The organism is Sphingomonas sp. IC081 (genome assembly GCF_006874585.1).
Classification (GTDB): domain Bacteria; phylum Pseudomonadota; class Alphaproteobacteria; order Sphingomonadales; family Sphingomonadaceae; genus Novosphingobium.
This window is the reverse complement of the sequence record NZ_CP029762.1, coordinates 441,842-466,835: the sequence shown is the minus strand read 5'-3', so window position 1 is coordinate 466,835 and position 24,994 is coordinate 441,842. Positions and strand designations below refer to the sequence as shown.

18 protein-coding genes are annotated in these 24,994 nt (G+C 64.9%); 11 read left to right on the top strand and 7 right to left on the bottom strand.

Translation table 11 applies throughout. The features are described 5' to 3' along the window. Positions 1-66: 66 nt before the first annotated feature. Both DM450_RS20350 and DM450_RS20345 read right to left on the bottom strand, forming a co-directional pair. Complete coding sequence (locus DM450_RS20350) at positions 67-711, bottom strand: OmpA family protein (protein WP_260610633.1); 645 nt, start codon at positions 709-711, stop codon at positions 67-69. Continuing rightward, entirely contained in the window at positions 708-2,546 is a 1,839-nt protein-coding gene (locus DM450_RS20345) for a cation:proton antiporter (RefSeq protein WP_142638607.1), read from the bottom strand. Before DM450_RS20345 ends, DM450_RS20350 begins: the two co-directional genes overlap by 4 nt. Before the next feature lie 161 nt (positions 2,547-2,707). On the opposite strand from DM450_RS20345, the gene DM450_RS20340 reads away from it, so the two are divergent. Both DM450_RS20340 and DM450_RS20335 read left to right on the top strand, forming a co-directional pair. Next, positions 2,708-3,178, top strand: a complete 471-nt coding sequence (locus DM450_RS20340; protein WP_142638605.1) for a MarR family winged helix-turn-helix transcriptional regulator — start codon at positions 2,708-2,710, stop codon at positions 3,176-3,178. 55 nt (positions 3,179-3,233) lie between these two features. Then, positions 3,234-4,142 carry an aldo/keto reductase family oxidoreductase gene (locus DM450_RS20335; RefSeq protein WP_142638603.1) on the top strand — a complete coding sequence of 303 codons (909 nt, stop codon included), beginning with the start codon at positions 3,234-3,236 and terminating at the stop codon, positions 4,140-4,142. 101 nt (positions 4,143-4,243) lie between these two features. Here DM450_RS20335 and DM450_RS20330 read toward each other — a convergent pair whose 3' ends face one another. After that, entirely contained in the window at positions 4,244-5,617 is a 1,374-nt protein-coding gene (locus tag DM450_RS20330; RefSeq protein ID WP_260610631.1) for an FAD/NAD(P)-binding protein, read from the bottom strand. 517 nt (positions 5,618-6,134) lie between these two features. On the opposite strand from DM450_RS20330, the gene DM450_RS20325 reads away from it, so the two are divergent. The 7 genes from DM450_RS20325 (at position 6,135) to DM450_RS20295 (ending at position 15,274) form a co-directional block, all read left to right on the top strand. Further along, positions 6,135-7,460, top strand: a complete 1,326-nt coding sequence (locus DM450_RS20325; RefSeq protein ID WP_142638601.1) for a dicarboxylate/amino acid:cation symporter — start codon at positions 6,135-6,137, stop codon at positions 7,458-7,460. A 108-nt stretch (positions 7,461-7,568) separates the two neighbouring features. Beyond that, the gene (locus DM450_RS20320) at positions 7,569-8,018 is read left to right on the top strand and encodes a heavy metal-responsive transcriptional regulator (protein WP_142638599.1); all 450 of its coding nucleotides are present in this window, start codon (positions 7,569-7,571) and stop codon (positions 8,016-8,018) included. Next, on the top strand, positions 8,018-10,465 hold the full coding sequence (locus DM450_RS20315) for a heavy metal translocating P-type ATPase (protein WP_142638597.1): 2,448 nt from the start codon (positions 8,018-8,020) through the stop codon (positions 10,463-10,465). Before DM450_RS20320 ends, DM450_RS20315 begins: the two co-directional genes overlap by 1 nt. Then, entirely contained in the window at positions 10,465-10,677 is a 213-nt protein-coding gene (locus DM450_RS20310) for a heavy-metal-associated domain-containing protein (protein ID WP_142638595.1), read from the top strand. Before DM450_RS20315 ends, DM450_RS20310 begins: the two co-directional genes overlap by 1 nt. Positions 10,678-10,796: 119 nt before the next feature. After that, complete coding sequence (locus DM450_RS20305; RefSeq protein WP_260610629.1) at positions 10,797-13,298, top strand: TonB-dependent receptor plug domain-containing protein; 2,502 nt, start codon at positions 10,797-10,799, stop codon at positions 13,296-13,298. Between the two features lie 8 nt (positions 13,299-13,306). Continuing rightward, positions 13,307-14,452, top strand: coding sequence for a cytochrome-c peroxidase (locus DM450_RS20300; protein WP_260610628.1), 1,146 nt, complete (start codon positions 13,307-13,309; stop codon positions 14,450-14,452). Positions 14,453-14,749: 297 nt separating this feature from the next. Further along, positions 14,750-15,274: an energy transducer TonB gene (locus DM450_RS20295; RefSeq protein ID WP_185928842.1), complete on the top strand. Its 525-nt coding sequence runs from the start codon at positions 14,750-14,752 to the stop codon at positions 15,272-15,274. A gap of 72 nt (positions 15,275-15,346) precedes the next feature. Here DM450_RS20295 and DM450_RS20290 read toward each other — a convergent pair whose 3' ends face one another. Further along, complete coding sequence (locus tag DM450_RS20290; protein ID WP_142638588.1) at positions 15,347-18,142, bottom strand: TonB-dependent receptor; 2,796 nt, start codon at positions 18,140-18,142, stop codon at positions 15,347-15,349. A gap of 197 nt (positions 18,143-18,339) precedes the next feature. On the opposite strand from DM450_RS20290, the gene DM450_RS20285 reads away from it, so the two are divergent. Both DM450_RS20285 and DM450_RS20280 read left to right on the top strand, forming a co-directional pair. Then, positions 18,340-19,041, top strand: coding sequence for a response regulator transcription factor (locus DM450_RS20285; protein ID WP_260610627.1), 702 nt, complete (start codon positions 18,340-18,342; stop codon positions 19,039-19,041). Then, a complete protein-coding gene (locus DM450_RS20280; protein WP_142638586.1) occupies positions 19,038-20,366 on the top strand; it encodes a sensor histidine kinase in 1,329 nt (442 codons plus the stop codon). The genes DM450_RS20285 and DM450_RS20280 overlap by 4 nt, the downstream gene beginning before the upstream one ends. Here DM450_RS20280 and DM450_RS20275 read toward each other — a convergent pair. The 3 genes from DM450_RS20275 to DM450_RS20265 are packed head-to-tail and all read right to left on the bottom strand — an operon-like array spanning position 20,353 to position 24,929. Next, complete coding sequence (locus tag DM450_RS20275) at positions 20,353-21,756, bottom strand: efflux transporter outer membrane subunit (protein WP_260610626.1); 1,404 nt, start codon at positions 21,754-21,756, stop codon at positions 20,353-20,355. The genes DM450_RS20280 and DM450_RS20275 overlap by 14 nt on opposite strands. A 4-nt stretch (positions 21,757-21,760) precedes the next feature. Then, positions 21,761-23,710 carry a MacB family efflux pump subunit gene (locus DM450_RS20270; RefSeq protein WP_142638582.1) on the bottom strand — a complete coding sequence of 650 codons (1,950 nt, stop codon included), beginning with the start codon at positions 23,708-23,710 and terminating at the stop codon, positions 21,761-21,763. 22 nt (positions 23,711-23,732) lie between these two features. Further along, positions 23,733-24,929, bottom strand: a complete 1,197-nt coding sequence (locus DM450_RS20265; protein WP_142638580.1) for an efflux RND transporter periplasmic adaptor subunit — start codon at positions 24,927-24,929, stop codon at positions 23,733-23,735. Positions 24,930-24,994: the final 65 nt, after the last annotated feature.

The window sequence follows — 24,994 nt, the reverse complement described above, 5'->3', positions numbered from 1 at the left end:
GCTGGATGATGCTGTGGGACCGGGTTGGGCGTCACTGCCCGACCCGGTATTTTTTGCCTGACGCGCTCAGGTTCCGCCCGGCGCCTTCGATGATGGTGCAGGAGCCGGAGCAGCTGCAGGATCCGGCCCAGCCACCGGAATATCGACCCGGATCTCGACACGGCGGTTCCGCGCCCGTCCTTCGGGATCGTCGCTGCCGTCCAGCTTGCGGTTGGGTGCGATCGGCCGCGCCTCGCCCAATGGAATGACGGTGATGCGCGACCTGGCGATGCCCTTGCCTTCGAGGTAGCTGCGCGCCGCGTCCGCCCGGCGGCGCGATGCCGCCAGGTTTTCGGCATCGGACCCGCGGGAGTCGCTGTGGCCCCAGATCGTCACCTTGCCGCCTGCCTTGACCACCGGCTCGTCGAGCAACCCGTCGAGCAGGGCACGCCCCGCCGCGTCGGGGCTGCTGCCGCGCGCGGGATAAGGCACGGTCAGGTCGACCGCCTCGATCATCGGTGCCGGCGGCGGCGCGGTGTCGATTTCCGGGCGGATGATGGACTTCTTCGGCTCATCCACAGCCGCCTCGCTGGCATCGCCATCGTCCATGATGCTGTTCTGTGCGGCGGGCGATCCGCTCCCGGCACCGGCTTCTCCCTTGCCCGGGCCCTGCTGGCATCCGGCTAGCACCGCAACCAACAGCGATCCGGCGATGACGGGCGCGTTCTTCATGTCGCTGCCTCCTTCTTGTTGGAACTCTCGGGGCTTTCCGGAACCTCGCCATGGCGCGAGGGGCCGTAGGAAACGATGGTATCACCCGGCTGCGGCGTCGGCCGCGAGGCATGGGTGAAGAAGCGGATCTTGCCGTCCTTGCGCAGCAGGAACAGCATGTCCGCCTCGTCCGGGAGCGAGGCCTGGGCATCGGCAAAGTCGAACTGCTCGGAGATGCGGGTCTTGCGAAAGCTCCAGCCGGCCCGTTCGCGCTCGGCGATTTCCGAGACGCCAACGCCGGAGGCGAACATCGCACGCCCGCGCAAGGCTTCCGGCAGGCTGCGGTGATCCTCGTCATCGCCCATGCCGCCCAGTTGGTATACGGAATCCCGGCCAATATCGGGCGCAAACTCACTGCAGACGAGCGCGTTGTAGGCCTCGTTGTCGGTCGTTGCGACCAGCACCTGAAACTGCGTCAGGTCGAGCCGCTCCTCGGTGGACTCGGCCAGAATCTCACCGTGGTAGGTAGCAACGCCAGACTGCCGCGGCGACGACAGCCGCTGCCAGCTGGTGTCGGAGATCATCACCGGCACTTCGAGCTGGCGCATCTGCTCGGCCAGCGACAGGCTCCAGGGGGTGCTGCCGACGATCAGCAGGCCCTTCTTCCGCGCGCCGGTGACCTTGAGCCAGCGCGCAACGTGGCGGATGCTGAAACCATGTGCGATGATCGTCGCGATGACGACCGAGAACGACAGCGTCACCAGAATGCTGCCGTCGCCATAACCAAGCTGGTCGAGCCGCAATGCGAACAGGCCCGACACCGCTACTGCCACCACGCCGCGCGGCGCGATCCACGCCACCAGCAGGCGTTCGTTCCACGGGATCTTGCTGAAAGCCAGGCTTACCAGCACCGTCGCCGGGCGCACCAGGAACAGCAGTGCCAGCAGGAAGGCCAGGAACCGCCATTCGAACTGGCGCAGCACCGCAAGGTCGAGCGAGGCGGAAAGCAGCACGAACACGCCGGAAATCAGCAGAACGGTGATGTTCTCCTTGAACGGATGGATGTCGCGCAGTGAATCCAGCCGCATGTTGGCCAGTGCCACGCCCATGACCGTCACCGCCAAAAGGCCGGTCTCCTGCTGGATCAGGTTGGACAACACGAACGTGCCGATCACGGCCACCAGCAGGACCGGCGCCTTGAGGTATTCCGGCACATGGCCGCGCGGGAATGCCCAGGCGACCGCCCGTGCGACCGCATAGCCGATCAGCCCGGCCACCACCGCCGCGCCGAGCAGCGCCGCCACCACCGAAAGCAGTGTGCCGCCTTCGTCCACCCTGCGCAGATACTCATAGGTGATGACGGCACACAGGGCGCCGAACGGGTCGTTGACGATGGCTTCCCACTTCAGGATCGCACGCGGACGCGGAGCCACGTTGCTCTGGCGCAGGAGCGGGATCACGACGGTTGGTCCGGTCACGACCAGGATGCCCGCAAACAGGATCGCCACTGGCCAGACCAGCCCGGCGACGTAATAACAGGCGAGCGATCCCAGCACCCACCCCAGTGGAATGCCCAGGAACATCAGCCGCGTCACAGCGCCTTCGGTCTTGCGCAGCTCCCGGAAATTGAGGCTGAGGCCGCCTTCGAAGAGGATCAGCGCCACCGCTACCGAAACCATCGGTTCCAGCAGTTCGCCAAATGTATGTTCGGGCACGATCAGGCCGGTCACCGGGCCGGCGAGCACGCCTGCCGCCAGCATGAGGGCAATGGCGGGCCATCCGGTGCGCCAGGCGATCCATTGTGCACCGATCCCGAGAATTCCGATCAATGCAAAGACAAGGGCTTGCGTCTCCATAGGCATGGCATAACCATCGATGGCGCTTAAGGTAACCGCCGAAGTCCGAGATTTTTTGCATTTTTCGGATTTCGGTCACAATCGAATTCAGGCCAGCCCTTGCCCGCACATTTCTATCTGCCGGGCTTGAGCGGCGGTCAAACATCACGCTAGGTAGCGCAATGAGCGATCTCGAAACCATGCCTGGACACCTGATCCGCCGCCTGCAGCAGATTTGCGTCGCGCTTTTTACGCACCGGATGGGCGAAGCGGAGATCGACCTCACTCCGGTGCAATTTGCCGCACTCGTGACGCTCCGCCAGCACCCTGGCATCGACCAGCAGACCCTGGCCGGCATGATCGCCTATGACCGGGTGACCATCGGCGGTGTGGTCGACCGGCTCGTGCTCAAAGGGCTTGTCCTGCGTGAAACCAGCCCGACAGACCGGCGTGCCCGCGTGCTGGCGCTGACCGACCAGGGAAAAGACCTGCTGGGTGAAGCGGTCCCCCTGGTCGAAGGGGTTCAAGGAGAAATTCTCGGCGCGCTGTCCGCGGCAGAGCAGGCGACCTTTGTCGCGCTGCTGTCGCGGGTCACGGCAAGTGGTAACGAACTCAGCCGCGCTCCGTTGCGCCGCAGCAAGGCGGCTGGCTAGGCCGTCGCGCAAAGCGTCCTTTATTTCAGCAACCTCTATCGCACTGGTTGAGAACATGACCCTCCCCCTGTCGACCCAATCCGTTCCGCTCGGCAAGAGTGGAATTTCCGTTTTTCCGATAGCCTGGGGCATGTGGCGGCTCGCCCGCGCGGACGGCGATGACGATATCGGCGCCATCGTCGCGCGTATCGAGGCGGCGCTTGAGGCGGGGATCACCCTGTTCGACACAGCGGACATCTACGGCTGCGACGCGGCACTGGGCTTTGGCGGCGCGGAACGGCTGCTGGGCAAGGCGCTCGCCGGTCGTCCAGACCTGCGCCAACGGATGGTGATCGCAACCAAAGGCGGCATCGTGCCGGGCGTGCCTTACGATTCGAGCCCGGACTATCTGCACAAGGCGCTCGACGCCTCTCTCGAACGCCTGGGCCTGCCTTCGGTCGAACTCTACCAGATCCACCGCCGCGACTTCCTGGCCCATCCGCGCGATGTGGCCGAAACCCTCGCCGCCATGGTCGAAAGCGGCAAGGTCAAGGCCATCGGCGTTTCCAACTACAGCCCCGCGGAATTCGCAGCGCTGCAGGCCTTCCTGCCCTTCCCGATCGTTTCTACCCAGCCCGAATTCTCGGCGATGCATTATGCCCCGCTTTACGACGGCACCCTCGACCAGGCGATGGCCCACGATGCCGCCGTGCTGGCGTGGTCCCCGCTGGGCGGGGGACGTCTGGTTTCGGCCTGGCGAGATCCCGTCGCCAAGCTACTGGTTGCGCAGGGCGAGCGTTATGGCACCGACACTGCCGCCGCCGCACTCTCGTGGCTCATGGCGCACCCCTCGCGGCCGATCCCCATCGTCGGCACGCAGACGCCCGAACGCATTCTCTCCTCCCGCGATGCCCTGAAGGTCCAGTGGACCGCTTCGGAATGGTACAAGGTGCTGGAAACCGCGCGCGGGGAACGCCTGCCGTAACGACGCTATCGCCTTGCGACGCCAGTTGGTTCACGGCAAGATGGAAGCGGATCGGATGGAAGCGCGGAAGAACACCGGAGCCCTTGTTCCTTCCCTCCTTCTTAAAGCCCCTCACCCCCGACCCAATGCGCATCGGCCAGATAGCGCGCGAGGTTCCAGACTTGCCGCCGAATATCGGGCACGGCAACGATCTCCCACGCCTCGCCCTTGGTAACCGGCCCCACCGCGAAAAGCGTGTCCTGCGGCTTGCCATCGGCATCGCGCACGCGGCCGAGATGCTCGACATCCAGCCCCAAGCGATGCGCGTCGGGCCGAACCCTGCCCTGCGCGACAAGGTCTTTCACCAGCGGCAGGCCGCTGCGCAGAAGATCGCCTTCCGGCCCGGTGCAATTGATGACCCGGCACACTTCGATACGCCGGAATTCCTCCTCTCCGCGCGGGCGATAGTCCACCGCTACCCCTCGCCCGGCCACATCGGATCCGACCAGCTTGCCGGCCACGAACTCCAGCCTGCCTTCTGCCTCCAGCTCGGCCAGACGACGGGCCACGTCGGGAGCGAGGCGGTGGCGATGCACGTCCCAATAGGGGCGCAAATGACGCAGGAGACGGCGCTGCCCGGCAAGATCGTGCCGGCGCCAGAGGTTCTGGGTATGCGGGCGCTGCTCGTCCACCGCCGCGCGCCAGCCGATCGCCTTGGCCCGATCGCGAATCTGGCGGACCAGCGCCGAGCCGCGCGCATCGGGCGCGGGGACATGGTCCACGGCGGGACCGGTCTCGGCATGGGCATGGGGCTTCAGACCCCGCCGCGACAGCGCGGTGATGCGGCCCTTGAACCCCGCCTTGTCGAGCGAAAGGATCATGTCCGCCGCCGTCAGCCCGGTACCGATCAGCAGGACATGATCGAGCGCAGCGGCATCGGCAACCGCAGCGGGGTTCCACGGATCGGAAAAGCGCCGTTCGGGCGGAAGCGCCGCGAGTGCGGGATGCGGCGTCGGCGGAAAGTTACCGAGCGCCAGCACCAGTGAACGGGCGGCGATCTCGCTGCCGTCATCCAGCACGACGGTGACTGTGCGGTCCCCGAAACGCGCCGAAAGCGCTTCGGCATGGACGATCTGCGCCTTTGGCCCGGCGTCGGACAGTGCCTTGATAAGCAGTTCGCGCAAGTAGAGCCCGTAAGTGAGGCGCGGCACGAAGCGATTGGCCTGTTCCTCGCCGGCCTGTCCGATCCAGCGCAGGAAATTGGCCTGATCGTCGGGAAAGGCGCTCATATTTGCGGCGCGAACGTTCAGCAGGTGCTCGGGGCCCTTGGTGCCGAAGGCGAGACCTTTGGCAAGCTGCGCCTGGCTGCGCTCGATCAGCACCACCCGCACGCCCTGGCGGATGAGGTTGATGGTCAGGAGAGTGCCGCTGAACCCTGCGCCGACAACGGCGACGGGAAGGTCCTCGGTTTCGAATTGGGGGGGCATCCGTGTCATGTCAGCTCCAGCCTAACCGCATTACGGATCAATTATCAACTCAATTAGTAGAGAATGAGCACTTCCCATAAAGTCCGATAAAGTCAATATTTTGTATGGAGTTCTTAATTCGCTGCTGATGAGACAAGTTTGCTGCCTTGTCATCGCTGCTACACCTTTTGGGCCGATCCCCGCTTGCCAGGGCGATCCCGGCGATCCCCCTACCTTCCCCATTGACAGCACTTTGTCCACTGATATGGTCGACAATATGACGTCATCGTCATGACGCGCGTGCCGGTCGACCACGACAGCACCGCAACCCACATCCTGCCTGGTCCGGCCGCTGGCAGCATGGTTCACCAACAAAAATGCGGCGGGCCGCCCCGTTGCTAGCCGAACTTGGCGTAGACGAAGGAATTCTCGTGCCTGCCTGACGGTCCGCACGCCTATGCAGCGCCTTTCCAGCCACCATCTCTGCCATTACGCGCGTCGGCTCGTCGGGACCGTTTGCGCATCGTTCCAGTTCAAGAGTGCCCCCATGACGACCGCCGCTCAAACCGCACCATCTCTTCCCACCGGCAAAGCCGGGACGCTCAGCTTCGGCGCGCAAGTCCTCGTCGGCATGGCCATCGGCATCGCACTGGGCTTTGCAGCGCGATGGATCGGCCCGGACGCAACGGGCGGCCCCAACCAGCTGGCAGTTGCGCTCAAGACCCTGGGCAGCATCTTCATCGGCCTGCTGAGTGCAACCGTCCCGCCGCTGATCTTTGCGGCCATCGTCAGTTCGATCACCAATCTCAGGGATCTCGACAATGCCGCAAGGCTGGCGGGACAGACGCTCATCTGGTTCGCGATCACGGCGTTTATTGCCGTCGTGATCGGCATCGGCGTCGGCCTCATCGTCCAGCCCGGCACCGGCAGTCATCCGGGTCTTGCGACCGCGACAGCCCCGGCGACCGTGGGTACCTGGCTCGATTTCCTGAAGGGTCTGGTCCCCGCCAATTTCCTCGGGCTTGCGGCATCCTCCAAGGTCGCGGATACCGGGCAGGTCACCACCGGCCTCTCGTTCAACACCTTGCAGATCCTCGTCATCTCGCTTGCAGTCGGATTTGCGTCGCTCAAAGCCGGTGCGCGGGCGGAGCCCTTTGTCGCCTTCGTGCGCTCGCTTCTCGCGGTCGTCCGCACCATCCTTGGCTGGATCATCAAGCTGACCCCGATCGGTTCGGCGGCGCTGATCGGCGCTGCCATCGCGACCTATGGCTGGAGTACCCTGCTGCAGCTCGGCGGCTTCGCCTTTGCCGTCTATCTTGGCCTGTTCCTGGTTATCGGCGTCGTCTACCCCCTGCTGCTGACGCTCAACGGCATCAGCCCCGGCGCATTCTTCCGCGAGGCCTGGCCGGCGATCCAGCTGGCGTTTGTCTCGCGCTCGTCGGTCGGCACGATGCCGGTCACCGAACTGGCGGCGGAACGTCTCGGCGTGCCCAATGCCTATGCCGCCTTTGCCGTGCCGCTGGCCGCGACCACCAAGATGGACGGCTGCGCCTCGATCTATCCGGCGCTCGCGGCAATCTTCGTGGCGAATTTCTACGGCATGCCGCTGCACGGGCTGGATTACCTGCTGATCGTCGTGGTCTCGGTCTTCGGTTCGGCAGCCACCGCGGGCATGACCGGGGCAGTCGTCATGCTGACGCTGACGCTTTCCACGCTGGGACTGCCGCTGGCGGGAGCCGGTCTGCTGCTGGCCATCGATCCCATTCTCGACATGGGGCGCACGGCGGTGAACGTTGCCGGGCAGCTTCTTGTCACGCTGATCGTCTCGAAGCGCGAGGGCCTGAGCCCGTCAGCGAGCCCCGCGCTGACTTGATACCGGGCGATTGGCCCCGATATTCCGTTCGTTCCGCAAAAAGCCGTTGACTCTGGACCATGGTCCAAGGGCTAGACAGGCAGCGAAGACAACAACGGGGTCGATCCGGTGAAGCGTTTCCTGACCATCGGCGCATTGGCAAAACAGGCCGAAGTCAGCGCCGATACCATCCGCTTTTACGAGCGCGAGGGGCTGCTTGGCAGTCCCGACCGGCTCGCATCCGGCTATCGGCATTACGACGCAGACGCGCTAGCCCGCCTGCAATACATCCTCCGCGCCAAGAGCCTCGGCTTTACGCTGGGCGAGATCAAGGGGCTGCTCACTCTCGAAACCGACCGCGAGAACGGCGTCGAAGGTGTCCGGCAACGGGCCCAGGAACGCATCGCCGATCTTGATCGGCGGATCACCGAAATGACCCGCATGCGCGATGCGCTCAAGGCGCTCGCCGATGCTTGCCCGGGAAGCGGCGAACCGGAAGCCTGCCCGATTCTCTCCGCCCTGCATGGCGAGGAAGCGCCGGAATGCTGCGAGGGCGGCTCGGGCAAGGCCTCGTCGTGATGGCAAAGACGCAAGAGGTGACGCTCACCCTGCCCATCGGGGGGATGACCTGCGCAGGATGCGCGGCCACCGTGGAGAAAGTCCTGCGCCGCCTTCCCTCGGTCGATGCGCAAGTCAACTTCGCGGCCGAACGCGCCGCCGTGGCCTACGATCCTACACAAGTATCGCCGCAAGAGATGATCGCGGCCGTCGAGACGGCGGGCTATGAAGTTCCGCCGGAAACCGTGGTCTTCGACATCGGCGGCATGAGCTGCGCCGCTTGCGCCGCGGGTATCGAAACCGTGCTCAGCCGTGTACCCGGTGTTCTTGGCAGCACCGTGAACTTCGCCTCGGGCAAAGCCCGCGCCGACTATGTTCCCGGCGTGACCGATCCAGCAGCGCTCGCCGCAGCGATCGCCAGGGGCGGCTACCAGGCAGCCGAGGCGCGTGACCTGACTGCGGATGAAGTTGCAAACCGCGAGGCCGCCTCCCGCCAGGAATGGCGCCGCGAACGGGCATTGTTTGCGGTCGCGCTGCTCCTCACCCTCCCGCTCTTCGCGCAGATGGTGGTGATGCTCGACATGCGGCAGTGGAGCCACGCCCTGGGCGGACACCATGGCGAACTGCTGCCGCGCTACTGGCAGTTCGCGCTGGCCTCCCCGGTGCAGTTCTGGATCGGCGCGCGCTTCTACAAGGCCGCGTTCAAGTCCTTGCGGGCGGGCACTGCCAACATGGATGTGCTGGTGGCGCTGGGCACCACCATTGCCTACGCCTACAGCGTCGTCGTCACACTCGTCGGGCGGATGGACCTGCACGTCTATTTCGAGGCATCAGCCGCGATCATCACGCTGGTCCTGCTGGGGCGCCTGCTGGAGGCCAATGCCAAGCGCAAGACGTCCTCGGCCATCCGCGCCCTGCTCAAGCTGCGCCCGAAGACGGCACGGATCGAGCGCGAGGGCCGGATTATCGAAGTCGATGCCGGAACCCTTCTGGTCGGCGATGTCTTCGTGGTGGCGGCAGGCGATAGCGTGCCGGTCGACGGCGAAGTGATTTCCGGCCGCTCGAGCGTCGATGAAGCGATGCTCTCGGGCGAAAGCATGCCGGTGATGAAGGAGCCGGGCGCCAGGATCTATGCCGCGACCATCAACCAGAACGGCATGCTGCGCGCCCGCGCAACCGGTGTCGGCGCCGATACCGTGCTGGCGCAGATCATCCGCATGGTGGACGAAGCGCAAGGCTCGAAACCTCCGATCCAGTATTTCGTCGACAAGGTAACCGCCATCTTCGTGCCGGTGGTGATCGCCATCGCCGTGGTGACCCTGGCAGGCAACTGGCTGTGGAGCGGCGATTTCCAGACTGCCATGGTCAATGCGGTCGCCGTCCTGGTGATTGCCTGCCCGTGCTCGCTGGGCCTCGCGACGCCGACCGCGATCATGGTCGGCACCGGTATGGGCGCGAGGAACGGGGTGCTGATCCGCAATGCCGAAGTGCTCGAACGCGCACGGGCGATGCAGACCCTGGCAGTCGACAAGACCGGAACGCTGACCCGCGGCGCGCCCGAGGTAACCGACCTTCTTCCTGCCGACGGTCAGGACGGCGCCCGCCTCGTGGCCCTTGCCGCCGCGCTGGAACGCGGGTCCGAGCATCCGCTGGCCCGCGCCATCACGAACAAGGCGCAGGAACAACAGATCATCCTCCCCGATGTCGACCACTTCGACACGCTGCCCGGCAAAGGGGTCTCGGGCCGGATCGAGGGGCGGCTGCTCCAACTGGGTTCTCCGCTGTGGCTCGGCGAAGTTGCCGCGCCGCTGCCGCGTGCCCTCGCCGAACGGGTGGAAGCGGCGCAAGCACAGGGCCGGACGGTGGTCGGCCTTGCCGAAGAGGGGCGCGTGATCGGGTTCATCGCCATTGCCGACCGGCTGCGCGACAGTTCCGTTCAGGCGGTCCGCGAACTGCGCGCTGCGGGCATCGCCGTCGTCATGCTGACCGGCGACAACCACCACACCGCCGCCGCCATCGCCACGCAAGCCGGGATCACCCGTTTCGCCGCGGAAGTCCTGCCGCAAAACAAGGCCGAGGAAGTGCGCCGCCTGCAGGACCGCGGCGAAATCGTCGGCATGGCCGGGGACGGCATCAACGATGCCCCGGCGCTGGCGCAGGCCGATGTCTCCTTCGCCATCGGCGCAGGTTCCGACGTGGCGGTGGAGGCGGCCGACGTCGTGCTGGTACGCAACGATCTGCACGGCGTGCTCACGGCGGTGGAACTCTCGCGCGCGACGCTGGGCAAGATCCGGCAGAACCTGTTCTTCGCCTTCATCTACAACGTCCTGGGTATTCCACTCGCCGCCTTCGGGCTGCTCAACCCGGTCATCGCCGGCGCCGCGATGGCGCTGAGTTCGATCTCGGTGGTCAGCAATTCCTTGCTGCTGAGCCGTTGGCAACCCAAGCCCCAACCGGAGAATTCGTAATGAGTGCCGTGCAACTGACCGTCCTGGGCATGACCTGCGATGGTTGCGCCAGCCGTCTCAAGCGGGTGCTGGAAGCCCGCGGCGGCATCCATCATGCCGATGTGATGCGTGATCTCAAGCAGGTCGCGATCCACTACGACAGCGACAGCACCGACCGGGCAGCCATCGAAGCCGCGATCGGCGACGCCGGGTTCGAGGTCGCGCATGGCTGAAACGCTGTTTAGTAAAGAAGTGCTAATGAGAATCGCTTGCAATAAATAGGCAAGCGCGTTAGCGGCGCCCCCGTCAGAGACAAACAGGGGTCGTCATGCGCTTGAAAATGAGGGTTTTGTTGCTGGGATCGGCGCTAGCCGCACCCGCCAATGCGTTTGCACAGGAAACCGGCACCGCCGACGGCACCGAGCAAGTGCTGCCAGAAGTCGTCGCCGAAGGCGGGCAGGACGGCGGCGCCTACGTCATGGGCACTGGTGCCGACGCCGGGACAACCCGCATCACCGCCGGGGAAATCCGTGCGCGCGCCGCCGGATCGGGCGATGCCAACCAGTTGCTCAAGGCGCTCCCCACGGTCCAGTTCACCCGTGACGAGGGCCTTGCCACCCGGGAGAACATTCAGGACATTCGCCCCGCCGACATCTCGATCTCGGGCGGCCGCTATTACGAGAACCTCATCACCATCGACGGCATCGATGCCAACGCTCGCGTCGACATCACCGGTACCAGCCGGACCAGCAATGCGCTTGCCGCATACGAACTGGCAGGTGCCACCGCCCAATCCATCTGGGTCGATACCAATCTGGTCGGCGAAGTGACGCTGCGCGATTCCAACGTCTCTGCCGAATACGGACGCTTCACCGGCGGCGCACTCGACATCAAGACCCGTGCGCCGAAACGCGAATGGGGCGCAAGCGCGAACGTTTCCTATACCTCGGACGCGCTCACCCACTACCGTGTGTCTCCAGCCTCGCGCGCCGCGCTGGCCGACGATGAAATGCCCTCGCGGCCGAGTTTCGAAAAGTGGCGCTACGGGGTCAGCCTCGACGTACCGGTCAACCCGAACATCGGCCTGCTTCTGGCCTACAATCGCTCGACCGCCAACGTCGTCTACACCCGCGGAGCAGCCTATGGCGCGACCACGTTCGGTCAGTCCAGCACCAGCGACAACTTCATGGCCAAGATGGAAGCCGACCTCACCGGCGACCTCACCCTCTCGGGTCAATTCGTCTATTCGCCCTACCGCAGCGAAGCGGCATCGGCCAACGGCGTCGACAATGAGGTCGTTTCCAGGGGCGGCGGCATCACCAGCCAGCTACGGCTGGCGCACTCCGGCACCAGCGACTGGTCGCTTTCGGCCAACCTCACGCACAGCGACACCGGCCGCGATGCCTCGCCCTTCAACTATTCGGTGCCCTCGTGGAGCACCAACGGCAGCGTCTGCAGCAACACCAACTGCACCATCGGCGGCTTTGGCGACATCGACCAGACACAGGACGTCTACAACCTCAACGGCCGCTGGTCGCGGTCCATCGGTCCCGGCACTTTGGCCATGGGCTTCGATTACCAGCACATCGAGGCCATGCGCAGCCGTCCCGTGGATGGCGGCGCCTACTCGCGCGGAACATCGCAATCGGCGGCCTCCTCCATCGTCTGCGCCGACGGAAACAGCCTGACTTGCGTGACCGGAGAATACGCCCTTACCCAATTTACCGTCTATTCGGCCTATCGGGCTGAGGTTGCGCTCGACAGTGTCGCAGGCTGGGCGGAATATTCCGCGCGGTTCGGCGCGTTCTCCCTGCGCGCCGGGCTGCGCTACGACTACGAGAGTTTTCTCGGCAACCACAATTTCTCGCCGCGCCTTTCGGCCAGCTATGCGCTGCCATGGGACGGCTGGAGCGTGACCCTGGGCGCCAATCGGTATTACGGCCGCTCGATGCTGGCCTATGCCTTGCGTGAACAATACCCGGCCGCCGCCACCTATCTGCGTACGGGAACCAGCAGCGGCGGGCTTACGACCTACGCCGGTACGGACTGGTATCTTTCGTCGATGAGCTATTCCACCAGCTACTCGGGAAGCAAGACCAAGACCCCCTACTCCGACGAACTGTCGGCAGCCCTGTCCGCCCGCATTCTTGGCGGCGATCTGCGGGTCAAGGGCATCTACCGGGAGGGCAAGGACGAATTCGTCCGGGCGGCCGGCGAGCGCGAGTCGATCATTCTGCCCAACGGCAAGACCTCCACCGTCACCCGCTATGTCGTCACCAACACCGGTTTCAGCAGCTACCGCGGCGCATCGGTGGAATGGACGCGCCGCTTCGGCAAGCACGACTTCGCGATCAACACCAACTTCTCCAAAACGAAGTCCAGCAACGACAACTATCTCGACGCCATCGACAGTGAGCTGTTCGACGATACGCCGGTCCTGTTCCAGGGCAATGTCACCACGCTGGCCGAGCTTTCCGCCCTCAATCAGCGCGACGACATGGCCGCGCCGCTCATCATCAATGCCACCTGGACCGCCCGCTGGCTGGACGACCGGCTGACCACGAACCTCAACGTGCGCTATCGCAGCGGCTTCGACCAGATCGAGGATACCGGTGAAAGCCAGACGGTGGATGGCACCGCTTACGACGTCTACGACTACATCCATTATCCCAAGGCGATCGACGTCAACCTCAACGCGCAGTTCGAAGTGATCCGTTCGGCCATGGGCGTGCTGACGGCGGAAACGCGCATCGCCAACCTGCTCGACCGCATCCCCTCGCCGAACAGCGTCGCGACCACCCAGCCCTATCAGTTTGGCCGCTCGTTCTGGGTGGGCCTGAACTACCGGTTCTGAGCGCGCGCATGAATCTGCAACGACTTGTCCCGCGGGCGCTGTTACTGGCGTCCGCGGTCTTCGTGGCCGTGCAGGCATCGGGCGAGGGTCAGGCGCCAAGGGCGGCGCTACGGCAGGAACCGGCTGGACCGGAAACCGCACACGCTACACCCGGCGACTTGTCGGCGATGGATCTCCGGCGTCTCTACGCCGGACCGCCGCAAAGCTGGCCTCGCCCCTTGCTCGGTCCCGGCGCCGAATTTCGCGAGTTTGCACCGCTGCCCTCGCTGCCCGCTCCGGGCGAGCGCGAGAAGGCGCTCGCGGCAATCGGCAAACGCCTGTTCGACGATCCCCGGCTCTCCGGTTCCGGCCAGATCGCCTGTGCCTCGTGCCACAGTCCGGAACTGGGGCTGGGCGACGGCTTGCGCACCGCCTTCGGCCATGACCGGCAACGCGGGCGGCGCAACGCCCAGTCGCTCTATACCGCCGCCTGGATGACACCGCTGTTCTGGGACGGGCGCAGCCCGGATCTTGCCGAACAGGCCCTGCACCCGATCACCGACGGCGCCGAGATGGCCGCAACGACCGAGACGGTGCTCCCGCGTCTCAATGCCGATACCGGTTATCGCACCGCCTATGCCGCACTGGGGCAGGACCGCCCGATCACCATGAAGGACGTGACCGCCGCGCTTGCCGCGCACGAGCGAACCCTGCGCCCGCCGCGTTCGCGCTGGATGCAGGTCTTCGAGAAGGGCACGGGCGTGCTTACCGACCGCGAACTCCTCGGCCTGCACCTGTTTCGCACCAAGGCTGGCTGCGCGGCCTGTCACAATGGCCCGTTGCTGTCCGATCAGCGCTTCCACAACCTCGGCATAAGCTTTTACGGACGCCGTCTGGAGGACCTTGGCCGCTACGAGGTAACCGGCAAGCCCGAGGATGTCGGCAGGTTCCGCACGGCTTCCCTGCTCGGGGTGCGCAAGACCGCCCCTTACATGCATAACGGGTTGTTCCAGACGCTGGACAACGTCGTCGCGCTCTACAACGGCGGTGGCGGCAAGGACCGCCAGCAACCCAGCGGGAACGTTCCCGTGCCCAGCGCCGATCCCTTGGTCAGGAAACTGAACCTGACGGCGGACGAACGCGCCGCGCTAGTTGCATTCCTGGAAACACTCTGAACGCGATGCGCGGTATTCACAGACAATATGCTATTGCGAGTCACTCGCATATCTATTAGCGATCGCGCCATGTTGGGTTCGCGAACAGTTTCCGCAGGGCTGGCCGGTGGAGTACACGCCGCACTCCTGACCGCACTCCTGCTCTCGTGGCATGCCGCGCCGACGAGCGGCCCGGACGCCCGGCACGGCCTGACAGTGATGTCGCTAGCCGCGCCGCAGCAGCTAATGCAAGAGGCCGAGCCGACGCAGGCTGCGGCATCCCGGCAAGTGTCAAGGCGTGCTGAAGCCTCTCCGTTTGTGCGGCGACAGGACGTCCCGCCTCCGCTGCTGGTGCTGCCCGGAACCGAGACACCGGCAGCTCTGGCCATGCCGGGATCGGCCGACGTGCCGCCATCGCTGGACAGATCGATGCCGTCCGACGATGCCGCCGACAGCAGCCGCGTGCTCCTTACAGGAACGAAAGCCGCCGCCATGCCGCAAACCGGATCCGCAGCCTCGGCTGCCGAATCCCCTCCAACTCGCCGCACGGCCGCTTCCGACGGCTATGCCCTGCGCGTGTTTCGGCACATCCGCCGCTACAAGGCGTTCCCCGCCGCACTCGCCGGCAAGGGCTGCGAAGGCACCGTGCTCGCGCGCTTCTCGCTCACCCGTGAAGGACGGATCGACCGCCTGACGCTGGCCAGAAGCAGCGGCTTCGGCGAACTCGATCGCCTCGCGCTTGAGCAACTGCGGCAGGCAGCTCCCTTCCCGAAACCACCTTCCAGCGCTGCGGAAGCCGCGCTCAGCTTCCTGGTGCCGATGACTTACCGACTGGAAGCCTGAACGTCCCGCCGCCACGTGCAGCAGACCGGACGCCGCGCGATGTCATCGCGCGGCGTCCGGCATTGCTCACGCTCACTTGAACGTGAAGCGCGCGCCGATCGAGAAGGTCCGGGCCAACAGGGTGGTGGCAAGATTGTCGGTGGCCGAACCACCGGCATCGCCGAACTTGTAGTAGCTCTGCTGCTTCGACTTGGTGAGATTGGTCGCGTCAAACGTCACCCCGATGTCGTGCGTCACGTTCCAGGTCAGCTGGAAGTCGAGGCTTTCCTCGGACTTGTACCAGATGCCGATCGGGTTCGCGAACAGGCTGGCTTCGTTGTTGTGCAGGAAGCCCTTGCGCCAGACATAGGACAGGCGGGCGTTGAACGGCCCCCGGTCATAGGCCAGCGTCGCGTTGTACGACAGTTTCGACACATCGAAGAAAGCCGACTTGGTATAGCCGGTGATGTTGCCGGCCGAATCCGAGGTGGGGATGGTCTGGCTCGAATCCAGCACCGTCAGGCTGCCCTGGAAGCCGAGCCCATCGAGCACGCTGGGCAGATAGTGCGGGAAGTAGGTCAGACCCAGTTCGACACCCTTCAGCACACCGTCGGACGCGTTGACCGGTTTCGTCACCACGAAATAGTCGGTCGCCCCGGCAACGATGCCGTTGTCGGGAATATAGCTCATTACCGGCAGGCTGACCACAAGGCCGTCGATCTCGCGGCGGAATGCGGTAACGGTGATCGCGCTGTCGCGGTCGAAATACCATTCGAGCGCAAGGTCGTAGTTCTTCGAATGGGTCGGCTTGAGGTCCGCATTGCCTGCCGATCCGCTGCCATAGCCCACGCTGGTGAGGTCTCCAGTCAGCGAATAGGTCGGATTGACGTCGGTGAAGCTCGGCCGCCGCAGCGTCTCGCCATAGTTGAAGCGCAGGCGCAGCTTGTCGGTGATCGCATAACGCGCCGTGAAGCTGGGCAGGAACTTCGCCGAACCCGATCCCGCGCGGGTCAGGGCATAGTCATTGTAACGGTCGAAGAAGTTGTAATCGCTCGCCACGTTGACGTAGCGCACGCCGGCTTCGAGATCGAGCGGACGTCCGAAGATCGTCGCCTGAGCATCGGCCATGAAGTAGGCGGTCATGGTGATCTCGTCGATGTCGAAAGTCTTGTTGAGCGTCAGCTGGTCGGACGTTGTCAGCCCGTAGAGACCACGAACATAGTCGGCGTTATTGTAAAGCCATGAACCGTCCACGGTCATCCAGCTGCGGGGCACATCGGCCTCGCCGCTCATGAAACCGGAATTGGTGAAATAGGCCGCCTCGGGCAGCGTCGTCAGGCTGACTCCGAGGCTGTTCGCGTCGGCGGTCCGGCTGTAGCTCGAGGCCTTGCGGTCGTCGTAGCGCAGACCCGCCTTGATGCGGCGCAGGAAGCCTTCGTCCCAGCTGTAGTAGCCGTCCAGCTGTGCCGTCACCGCGCTGCCCTTGTCGCGCTCGGCGTTGTCGTAAAGCTGCGCGACGTTCCAGGTGGAGGCCTGGGTCAGCAGGGAATCGTCATCGAAGTGATAGGAGGGGACGCCGCCGCCGGAATTGAAGTCCGCGGTGATCTGGCTGGCCGTGCGATCGGTGCGCATGGCAATGAACGAGGTCTTGTAGACGCTGTCCTGATAGGCGAGATCCGCAGTGATCTTGCCGCGCCCGTCACCGACGTCCCACTGGCCGTTCAGGGCATAGACGTAGCTGTCGGTACTGTTCTTCGTGTAGTCGCCGCTGTTGAACCCGTAGACATCGTCCACCGTGCGCGACTTGATGATGTTGGTGCCGTCATAAGTCTCGAATGCACCGGGATTGCTCCAATAGTCGACATAGCTGAACATCATGTCGCTGTAGAGCGAGCCGCGGAAGCCCGTGTAATACATCTCGGCGGTATAGACCGAAGAGCTGTTCGGGGCCCACTGCAAGGCGACATTGAACGACGGCCGCTTGCGGGTACCGTACTGGTCGGTCGAGAACACCGCGTCGCGCGAGAGGTAATAAGGCACCTCGACGCCGTTGTAGTTGATCGTCGAACCCGGCGTGGTCGGCAAGCCTTCGTTGAGCCCGGGCGTCCAGCCCGAGAAGATTCGCTCGAGCGGCGACAGCCCGGATCCATCCGTTGGGTTTTCCGTCGCGAACGGCACCAGCGCGCCGGCCGTCACCGTTTCGTTGCGGTACTTGGTCTTGCTGTAGCTGCCGTTGACGAGGATGCCGATGTCGCCGATCCCGGTTTCCCAGCGGTCAGAGACCAGCAGCGCCACGTTGGGATTATAGCTGTCGGCAATCTCGTTGTAGGTTCCACGCACCAGGCCCGAGACGGCAAAACCGTCGAAATCGAACGGACGACGGGTCTTGACGTCGATCTGCCCGGCAAGGCCGGTCTCGAGCTGATCGGCCGAGCGCGTCTTGTAGACGTCCACCTGCTTGACGAGGTTCGCCGAGATGTCCTGAAGCGAGAACGATTGCCCCGTCGAGGTGAAGATGTTGCGGCCGTTCATCGTCGTGGCCGCGTCGGGAAGGCCGCGAATGGTGACGGTGGCGGCCTCGCCGCCGGCCCGGTCGGTGATCTGGATGCCGGTCACGCGCTGGAGCGCTTCGACGACGTTATTGTCCGGCAATTTACCGACGTCCTCGGCGACGATCGAGTCGACGATCTGCACCGAATCCTTGCGCACGTTGAGCGCGCCGACAATCGATGCTCGCACGCCGGTGACGATGATGTCCTCGGCGCTGGGCGCGGCGCTTTCCGTGCCATCGCCGCTGTTTGCAGGTGCAGAGTCCTGCGCATGAGCGACACCGGCAAGGCCGAGTGCCAGAATGGATACGGTGCAAAACGCAACTGGCTTGAGCGCCATGGATCAACCCTCCCTGAGGGGCTGGCCGATTACCATGCCCCATATCGACGACGCAGACCGCTTAATTAGTCTGACTAATTCGATATGACCGGCAATGCGCGATTTGTGGGTAAAGACTTCGCAAGACCTGCGTAAAGTTTTCGTAATGCGCACAGACACAGGCTGACAACCGGCGCCGATTGCGCCATCAGGATCGCGTGGAAGAGGACGCCAAACGCATATTGCTGATCGACGACGATCTCGAACTGGGCGCGATGCTCGGCGAGTATCTGGAAAGTGAAGGGTTTCGCGTCGAGATCGTGGCAGACGGACTGGCCGGGATGCAGCGGGCCGTGTCCGGCGAACACGACGCTATTGTCCTGGATATCATGCTGCCTCGCCTCAACGGCATCGAGCTGCTACGCCAGCTTCGCGAAACCAATGAAGTTCCGGTCATCATGCTTTCCGCACGCGGCGACGAGGTGGACAAGGTGATCGGCCTGGAACTGGGCGCCGACGATTACGTGGCCAAGCCCTGTTATCCGCGTGAACTGGTTGCCCGTATCCGTGCGAACTTGCGTCGCCATCAGCCGTCGGAACGCGGCGCCCCGGCCCCTGCCATGCTCACCGCCGGGCGGCTGGAAGTTCAGGTCGCCGCACGCAAGGCATTGTGGCAGGGCAAGCCGGTCGAGCTGACGGCATCCGAGTTCAACATCCTGCTGGTGCTGCTGCGTGCCGGCGAGGCGGTGGCGACCAAGGACGACCTGTCGCTGCGCGGCCTTGGCCGACCTCGCCAAAGTTATGATCGCAGTGTCGACGTTCATGTCAGCAACCTCAGGATCAAGCTGGAAGCCGTTTCGCAGGGCGGCGCGCGGGTCGAAACGATCCGGGGTGTCGGCTACAGATTGCAGGTGAAATGACCCGTCGGCGGCTGTTCTGGAAGATCCTGCTGGGTTTCATTTTCACCTTCCTGCTGATGACGCAGGCGGTGTGGCTGCTTTTTGCGCTCCATGACGACCGCGAGCGTGAGCTCCCTCCGTTCCTGATGTCCAGCCAGATCGGTCCCGCCGTGCTGGAGGCGGGTACCCAGGCGGTTCGTGCCGGCGGCCGTTCCCGGTTCGACAGCATGGTCGCCGATTTGCCGCCCGACCAGCGTGACCACATCCTGCTGCTGGATCCGGGCACGGCCAGACCATCGGCAGACGACCACGAGAATGCAGTGATCGACCGGCAGGTCAGCGACCCCGCCGGCCGCGCCTACGTCCTGCGCTTCCGCTATCACGCGAACGAACCGCCCTGGCGTTTCAACATCCCACCGGAGCTCCTGGTCATCGGCTTGCTCGCCGGGATCATCTTCAGCGCCTTCCTCGCCTGGTATCTGGTACGCCCGATCAACCACTTGCGGCGCGGCTTCCAGCGCCTGGCCCGGGGCGAACTGACGACCCGGGTCTCTCCCCAGATCGGCAGTCGCCGCGACGAAGTGGCCGACCTTGCCCACGAATTCGACAGCATGGCCGCCCGTCTCCAGCAACTCGTCGAAAGCCGCGACCGGCTGCTCCACGACGTGTCGCACGAACTGCGCTCGCCGCTGGCGCGGCTGCAGCTGGCCATCGCCCTTACGCGCCAGTCGCCATCACGCTTCGACAGTTCGATGGACCGGATCGAGCACGAAGTGGACCGGCTCGAGGGGCTTGTCGGCGAACTGCTCACTCTGGCCCGCGCCGAGAACGATCACCACCCGGGCGACGAGTATTTCGACATCACCGGCATCGCCGAGAGCATCGTCGCCGACGCCCGCTACGAAGCAGAGCCGCGCGGTATCGAGATCTCTTTCGACTCGCTGGCGTTCCCTCCGGAGCTGGCCGAGGATCCGCCCTGCGTGCGCGGAAACGCCGAACTGATCCACCGCGCCGTCGACAACGTCGTGCGCAATGCCCTGCGCTTCACCCCGCGCGACGGCCACATCGCGGTCCGCGCCGAGTACCTGCCGGAATCCCGCCTGTTTCGTATCTCGGTGATCGACGAAGGCCCCGGTGTCAGCGCGGAACTGGCCGGCGCGATGTTCGAGCCTTTCGTGCGCGGCATGCCCGGAGGCAGCAATCTCGGACTCGGACTGGCCATCGCCTCGCGTGCGGTCGCGGCCCATCGCGGCCGGATCTTTGCCACCAACCGCGACACCGGCGGTCTGGTCGTGACGATCGAGCTACCGGCAGGCGAACTGCCCGCTCCTGTTACGGCGCCGTAGCGTCGGCGGGATCTCCGCCGAGCGCCTGATAGACCGCGACTTGCGCCACCAGCTGATTGTAACGGTTCTGGATGAGGCCGGTTCGCGCGGTTCGCAGGCGTTCCTGGGCATCGAGCCAGTCGCGCAGGGGAATAGCCCCGGCGCGGTACTGCCGCGCATAAAGCGCCTCGGCATCACGCGCCGCCTCGTAGTTGGCCTGCGCGAAGCGACCCTGCTTCACGTATTGCTCGCGCGCAGAAAGGGAAACCTGCGTGTCGCGCAGCGCGTCGTAGAATGTCTGGCGGAAATCCTGAACGGCAATATCGTAATCGGCCCTGGCAATGCCGGTGCCGAGGCGCACTTTCTCCGGATTGAGTTCCGCCAGCGATAGGGCGGCTCCAAGGCTTGCGGCCGGATTGGAGAAGAACTTGAGCAGCGAGGAACTCGCGGTTCCCAGCGCCCCGGTAAGGCTGAAGCTGGGATAATAGCTCGCCGCCGTCGCATCGCTGGTCGCCAATGTCTTGCGCATGCGCAAGTCGGCGGCGGCAAGGTCCGGGCGCCGCGACAGCAGCGAAGCGGGAACCCCGGCGGCGATTTCGGGCAATGGCTGCGCGGGCAGCACCATCAGCTCGGTACCGTCATAGGACTGCTGGTCCAGCAGTGCGGCGATCGTCTTGAGCGCCGAGACACGCGCCTGCACCAGCTGCGTCTGCGCGGATTCCTGCGCCGCGACCGATTGCTGGGCATCGCGCAGTTCAAGCCGCGAGACCGCGCCTGCATCATATTGCCGCTGCACCAGTTCCAGCGCGCGGCGCACGTAGGCCAGGCTTTGTTCACCGATGGTGATCTGCTCGTTGGCATAGCCGAGCTGCCACCATGCCTCTGCGGTCGTCGCGATCAGCGAAAGGCGGGTTTCCGCCAGATCCTGCGCGCTCGCCCGGGCTTCCCATTGCGCGGCATCTGCCGCTGCGCCGAGCCGGCCGAACAAGTCCAGTTCCCAGGATACGCCAAGCGAAGCGGCACTGCTCTTGCTCCACGCCGAACCGCCCTGTAGCGCCTTGGAGGCATCCGTGGACAGGCTCGCCGCGCCGCTCGGGAACAGGCCCTGCCGTGCCTGTTCGGCCGAAAGATGCGCCTGCTTCAGCCTGAGCCCCGCTGCCGCAAGATCGGCATTGGCGGCCAGCACCTGGTCGACCAGCGTGGTCAGCCCGGGATCGCCAAACGCATTCCACCACGGCGCGCCCGCGGTCCTTGGCAAGCCCTGCGCGGCCTGATCCCAGGTCGCCGCCACAGGCAGTTCCGGCGCGGCATATTGCGAGCGCGTCACGCTCGCACAGCCCGCGGTGCCTAGTACAAGTGCCAGCGCGGTCAGCAGCGCGGGGCGAAAGAGCAGGATCTTCGGCTCGGACACGGGATCAGTCTCTCGAAAGGGCATCGACCGGGTCGAGCCGGGCCGCGCGGCGGGCAGGCAGGAAGCCGAAGACGACGCCGATGAGGGTGGAACAGGCAAACGCGGCCACGATCGAGGTCACCGAATAGGCCATCCGGAAGTCGATCGGCGTGAACGAGACGGCCACGCCCACCGCCAGCGACAGGCCGACGCCGATCACGCCGCCGATGAGGCAGACCAGCACCGCTTCGATCAGGAACTGCTGAAGAATGTCAGACTGGCGCGCACCAACGGCCATGCGCACGCCGATCTCCGCCGTGCGCTCGGTGACGGACACCAGCATGATGTTCATCACCCCTATGCCGCCAACGATCAGCGCGATCACTGCGATGGCGGCGATCAGCAGCGTCATCGTGTTGGTGGCATTGGTGATGGTCTGGCGAATGTCGTCGGAGTTGCTGATGAAGAAGTCGGTGGTGCCGTGGCGCTTGGCTAGCAACTGCGTGACCGCCGTTTCCGCCGCTGCCGTCGAGGTATCGTCGCTGACGCGCACGGTGATGCTGGAGAGATAGGTCTGCCCCAGCATACGGCTCATCGCCGTGGTGTAGGGCACATAGGCCGTCAGGCTGTCGCTGCCGCCGAAACCCTGTTGCTGGGTGCCGACCACGCCGACGATGCGCGCGGGCACCTTGCCGAGCAGCACGACTTTGCCGAGCGGATCCTCGCCACTGGGGAACAGGGTGTCGCGCGAGTTCTCGTCGATCACCACGTCCTGCGACAGTTCATGGACGCTCTGGGCATCGAACAGGCCGCCGGACACCAGTTCTAGGCCTCGCACACGGAAGTAGTCCGCGCCTACCCCGTTGACGTTCGCGGTGGCCGCCACGTTGCGGTAACGCGCGGTCACGCTGGTCGAGACACTGGGCGTAACACTGTCGACATAGGGAAGCTGGGCCAGGGCATCGGCATCGGCGTCCTTCAGCGTCTCGATCTTGGCCGAGCGCATGTCGCCGAAGCTCTTGCCGGGGTAGATCGTCAGCGTATTGGTGCCCAGGCTGCTGATGTCGGAGAGGATCTTTTCCTGCGCACCGCCGCCAAGCGCCACCACCGAGACAACCGAGGCGATGCCGATGATGATGCCCAGCATCGTCAGGAACGTGCGCAGCTTGTGCGCCGACATCGCCAGCACCGCCATCCGGAATGCCTCGCGGAATCGGTCGACCACCTGCTGCAGGCCGCTGGCGACCGGCGCGGCTTTCTGCACCGCCGGGCGAACGCCGCTTTCGCGCGTGCGGCGATCGTCGATGATCTCGCCGTCGCGGATCTCGATGATGCGGTCGGCGTGCTCGGCCACTTTCATGTCGTGGGTGACGAGGATGACCGTATGCCCCTCGGCGTGAAGCTCGCCGAGAATGCGCATCACTTCGACGCCGCTCGCGGAATCGAGCGCGCCGGTCGGCTCGTCAGCGAAGATCACCTCGCCGCCGTTCATCAGCGCGCGCGCGATCGAGACGCGCTGCTGCTGGCCGCCGGAAAGCTGCCCCGGCCGGTGCCCGGTGCGCTCGCCCAGGCCAAGCCGGGCGAGGATTTCGCGCGCACGCCCTGCCCGCTCGCCGCGCGCGCGGCCGGCATAGACCGCCGGCACTTCGACGTTCCCGAGCGCGGGAAGGTCGGTCAGAAGGTGGTAGCGCTGGAAGATGAAGCCGAAATGCTCTCGCCGCAGCGCCGCCAGTTCGTCCGGTTCGAGATCGCCGGTGTCGCGGCCGTTGATCCTGTAGGAACCGGAAGTCGGCCGGTCGAGGCAGCCGAGGATGTTCATCAGCGTCGACTTGCCCGAACCGGACTGGCCGACGATGGCCACCATCTCGCCCGCCTCGATCGACAGGTCGATGTCCTTGAGCGCGGCAAAGACGCCGTCGCCCGAGGGATACTCGCGCCGCACGTGCGAGAGGGAAATGAGTGGGGTACCGGTCATCGACGATCTCTCGACCCGCCGCTCAGACCGGGGGCGGGCCCATCGGCCCCTGGTTGCTCTTGGTCGCCGTGCTCGCCTCGCCGACAACCACGGATTCGCCTTCCTTCAGGCCGGAAAGAACTTCGGCACTGATGTTGTTGTCGATGCCGATGCGCACCTTGCGGGCCGCGATCTTGCCGTCATCACCCTTCACGCGCACCGTATAAGTCCCGTCCTTGCCCTTGGTGCCAAGCGCGGTCGAGGGGATCATCAGTGCATTGGCACGCCTGGCGAGAACAATGCTGACCTTGGCGGTCATCAACGCGCGCAGGCGGCCGTCCTCGTTGGGAACCTCGAACAGCGCGTTGTAGTAGATCGCCGAATCCGACGTGCTGCTGCTGGACGAAGTCGAAGTGCTGGAATCGACCTCGTTGACGATCGATTCAGGGGCAGGTTCGATCAGCCGAAGCTTCGCCTGATAGCGCTTGTCGGGATCGCCGAGGATCGTGAAGTAGACCGGCAGGTCAGGCTTTACGTTGATGACGTCGGCCTCGGACACTTCGGCCTTCACCGTCATGACGTCCAGCTTGGCAAGGATGACGATCGTCGGCGCCGACTGGTTGGCGTTGACGGTCTGGCCCTGCTTGGTGACGACCGAGACGACCACGCCGTCCATCGGCGCGGTGATCTTGGTGTAGCCCAGTTGAACTTCGGCAGTATCGACACTGACGGTTGCCGCACGGATCTGCGCCTGCAAAGCATCGTAGCTGGCCTGCGCGGACTGCAGTTCGGCGCGGGCAGCCTCGAAATCGGCCTGCGAGGTCGCCTCGCCCGAACCCAGTGCCTGCTGGCGGCGATAGGCAAGCTGTGCCTTGGCCAAAGTGGCCTTGGCCCCGGCCAGTTGCGCCTGCATGTTGGCCAGATCGGCCTTGGCGGTTTCCAGGCTGTTGGTCTGGGTCCGCTGGTCGATCATGCCGATCAGGTCCCCCTGATGGACAACATCGCCGACCGCCACATGCAGTTGCTCCAGCCGCCCGGACACCTGCGCGCCCACGCTGACCAACTCCTTCGGTTCCAGCGTGCCGGTGGCCTCGACCGTCTGCTCCATTTCTCCGCGCGTGACTTTCGCCGTCGCGACAACGGGCTCGGCGGGGCCGGAGAACAGCTTCCACGCAAGGAACAGGGCAAGGGCGGCGGCAACGGCGATGCCACCGATCACGAGACGGCGCTTGGTCGACATGGACGCCGGTATGGCGGCAGAACCCTGTCTTGTGGGTTAAGAGTTTGCGCAGGAATGTAAGGATT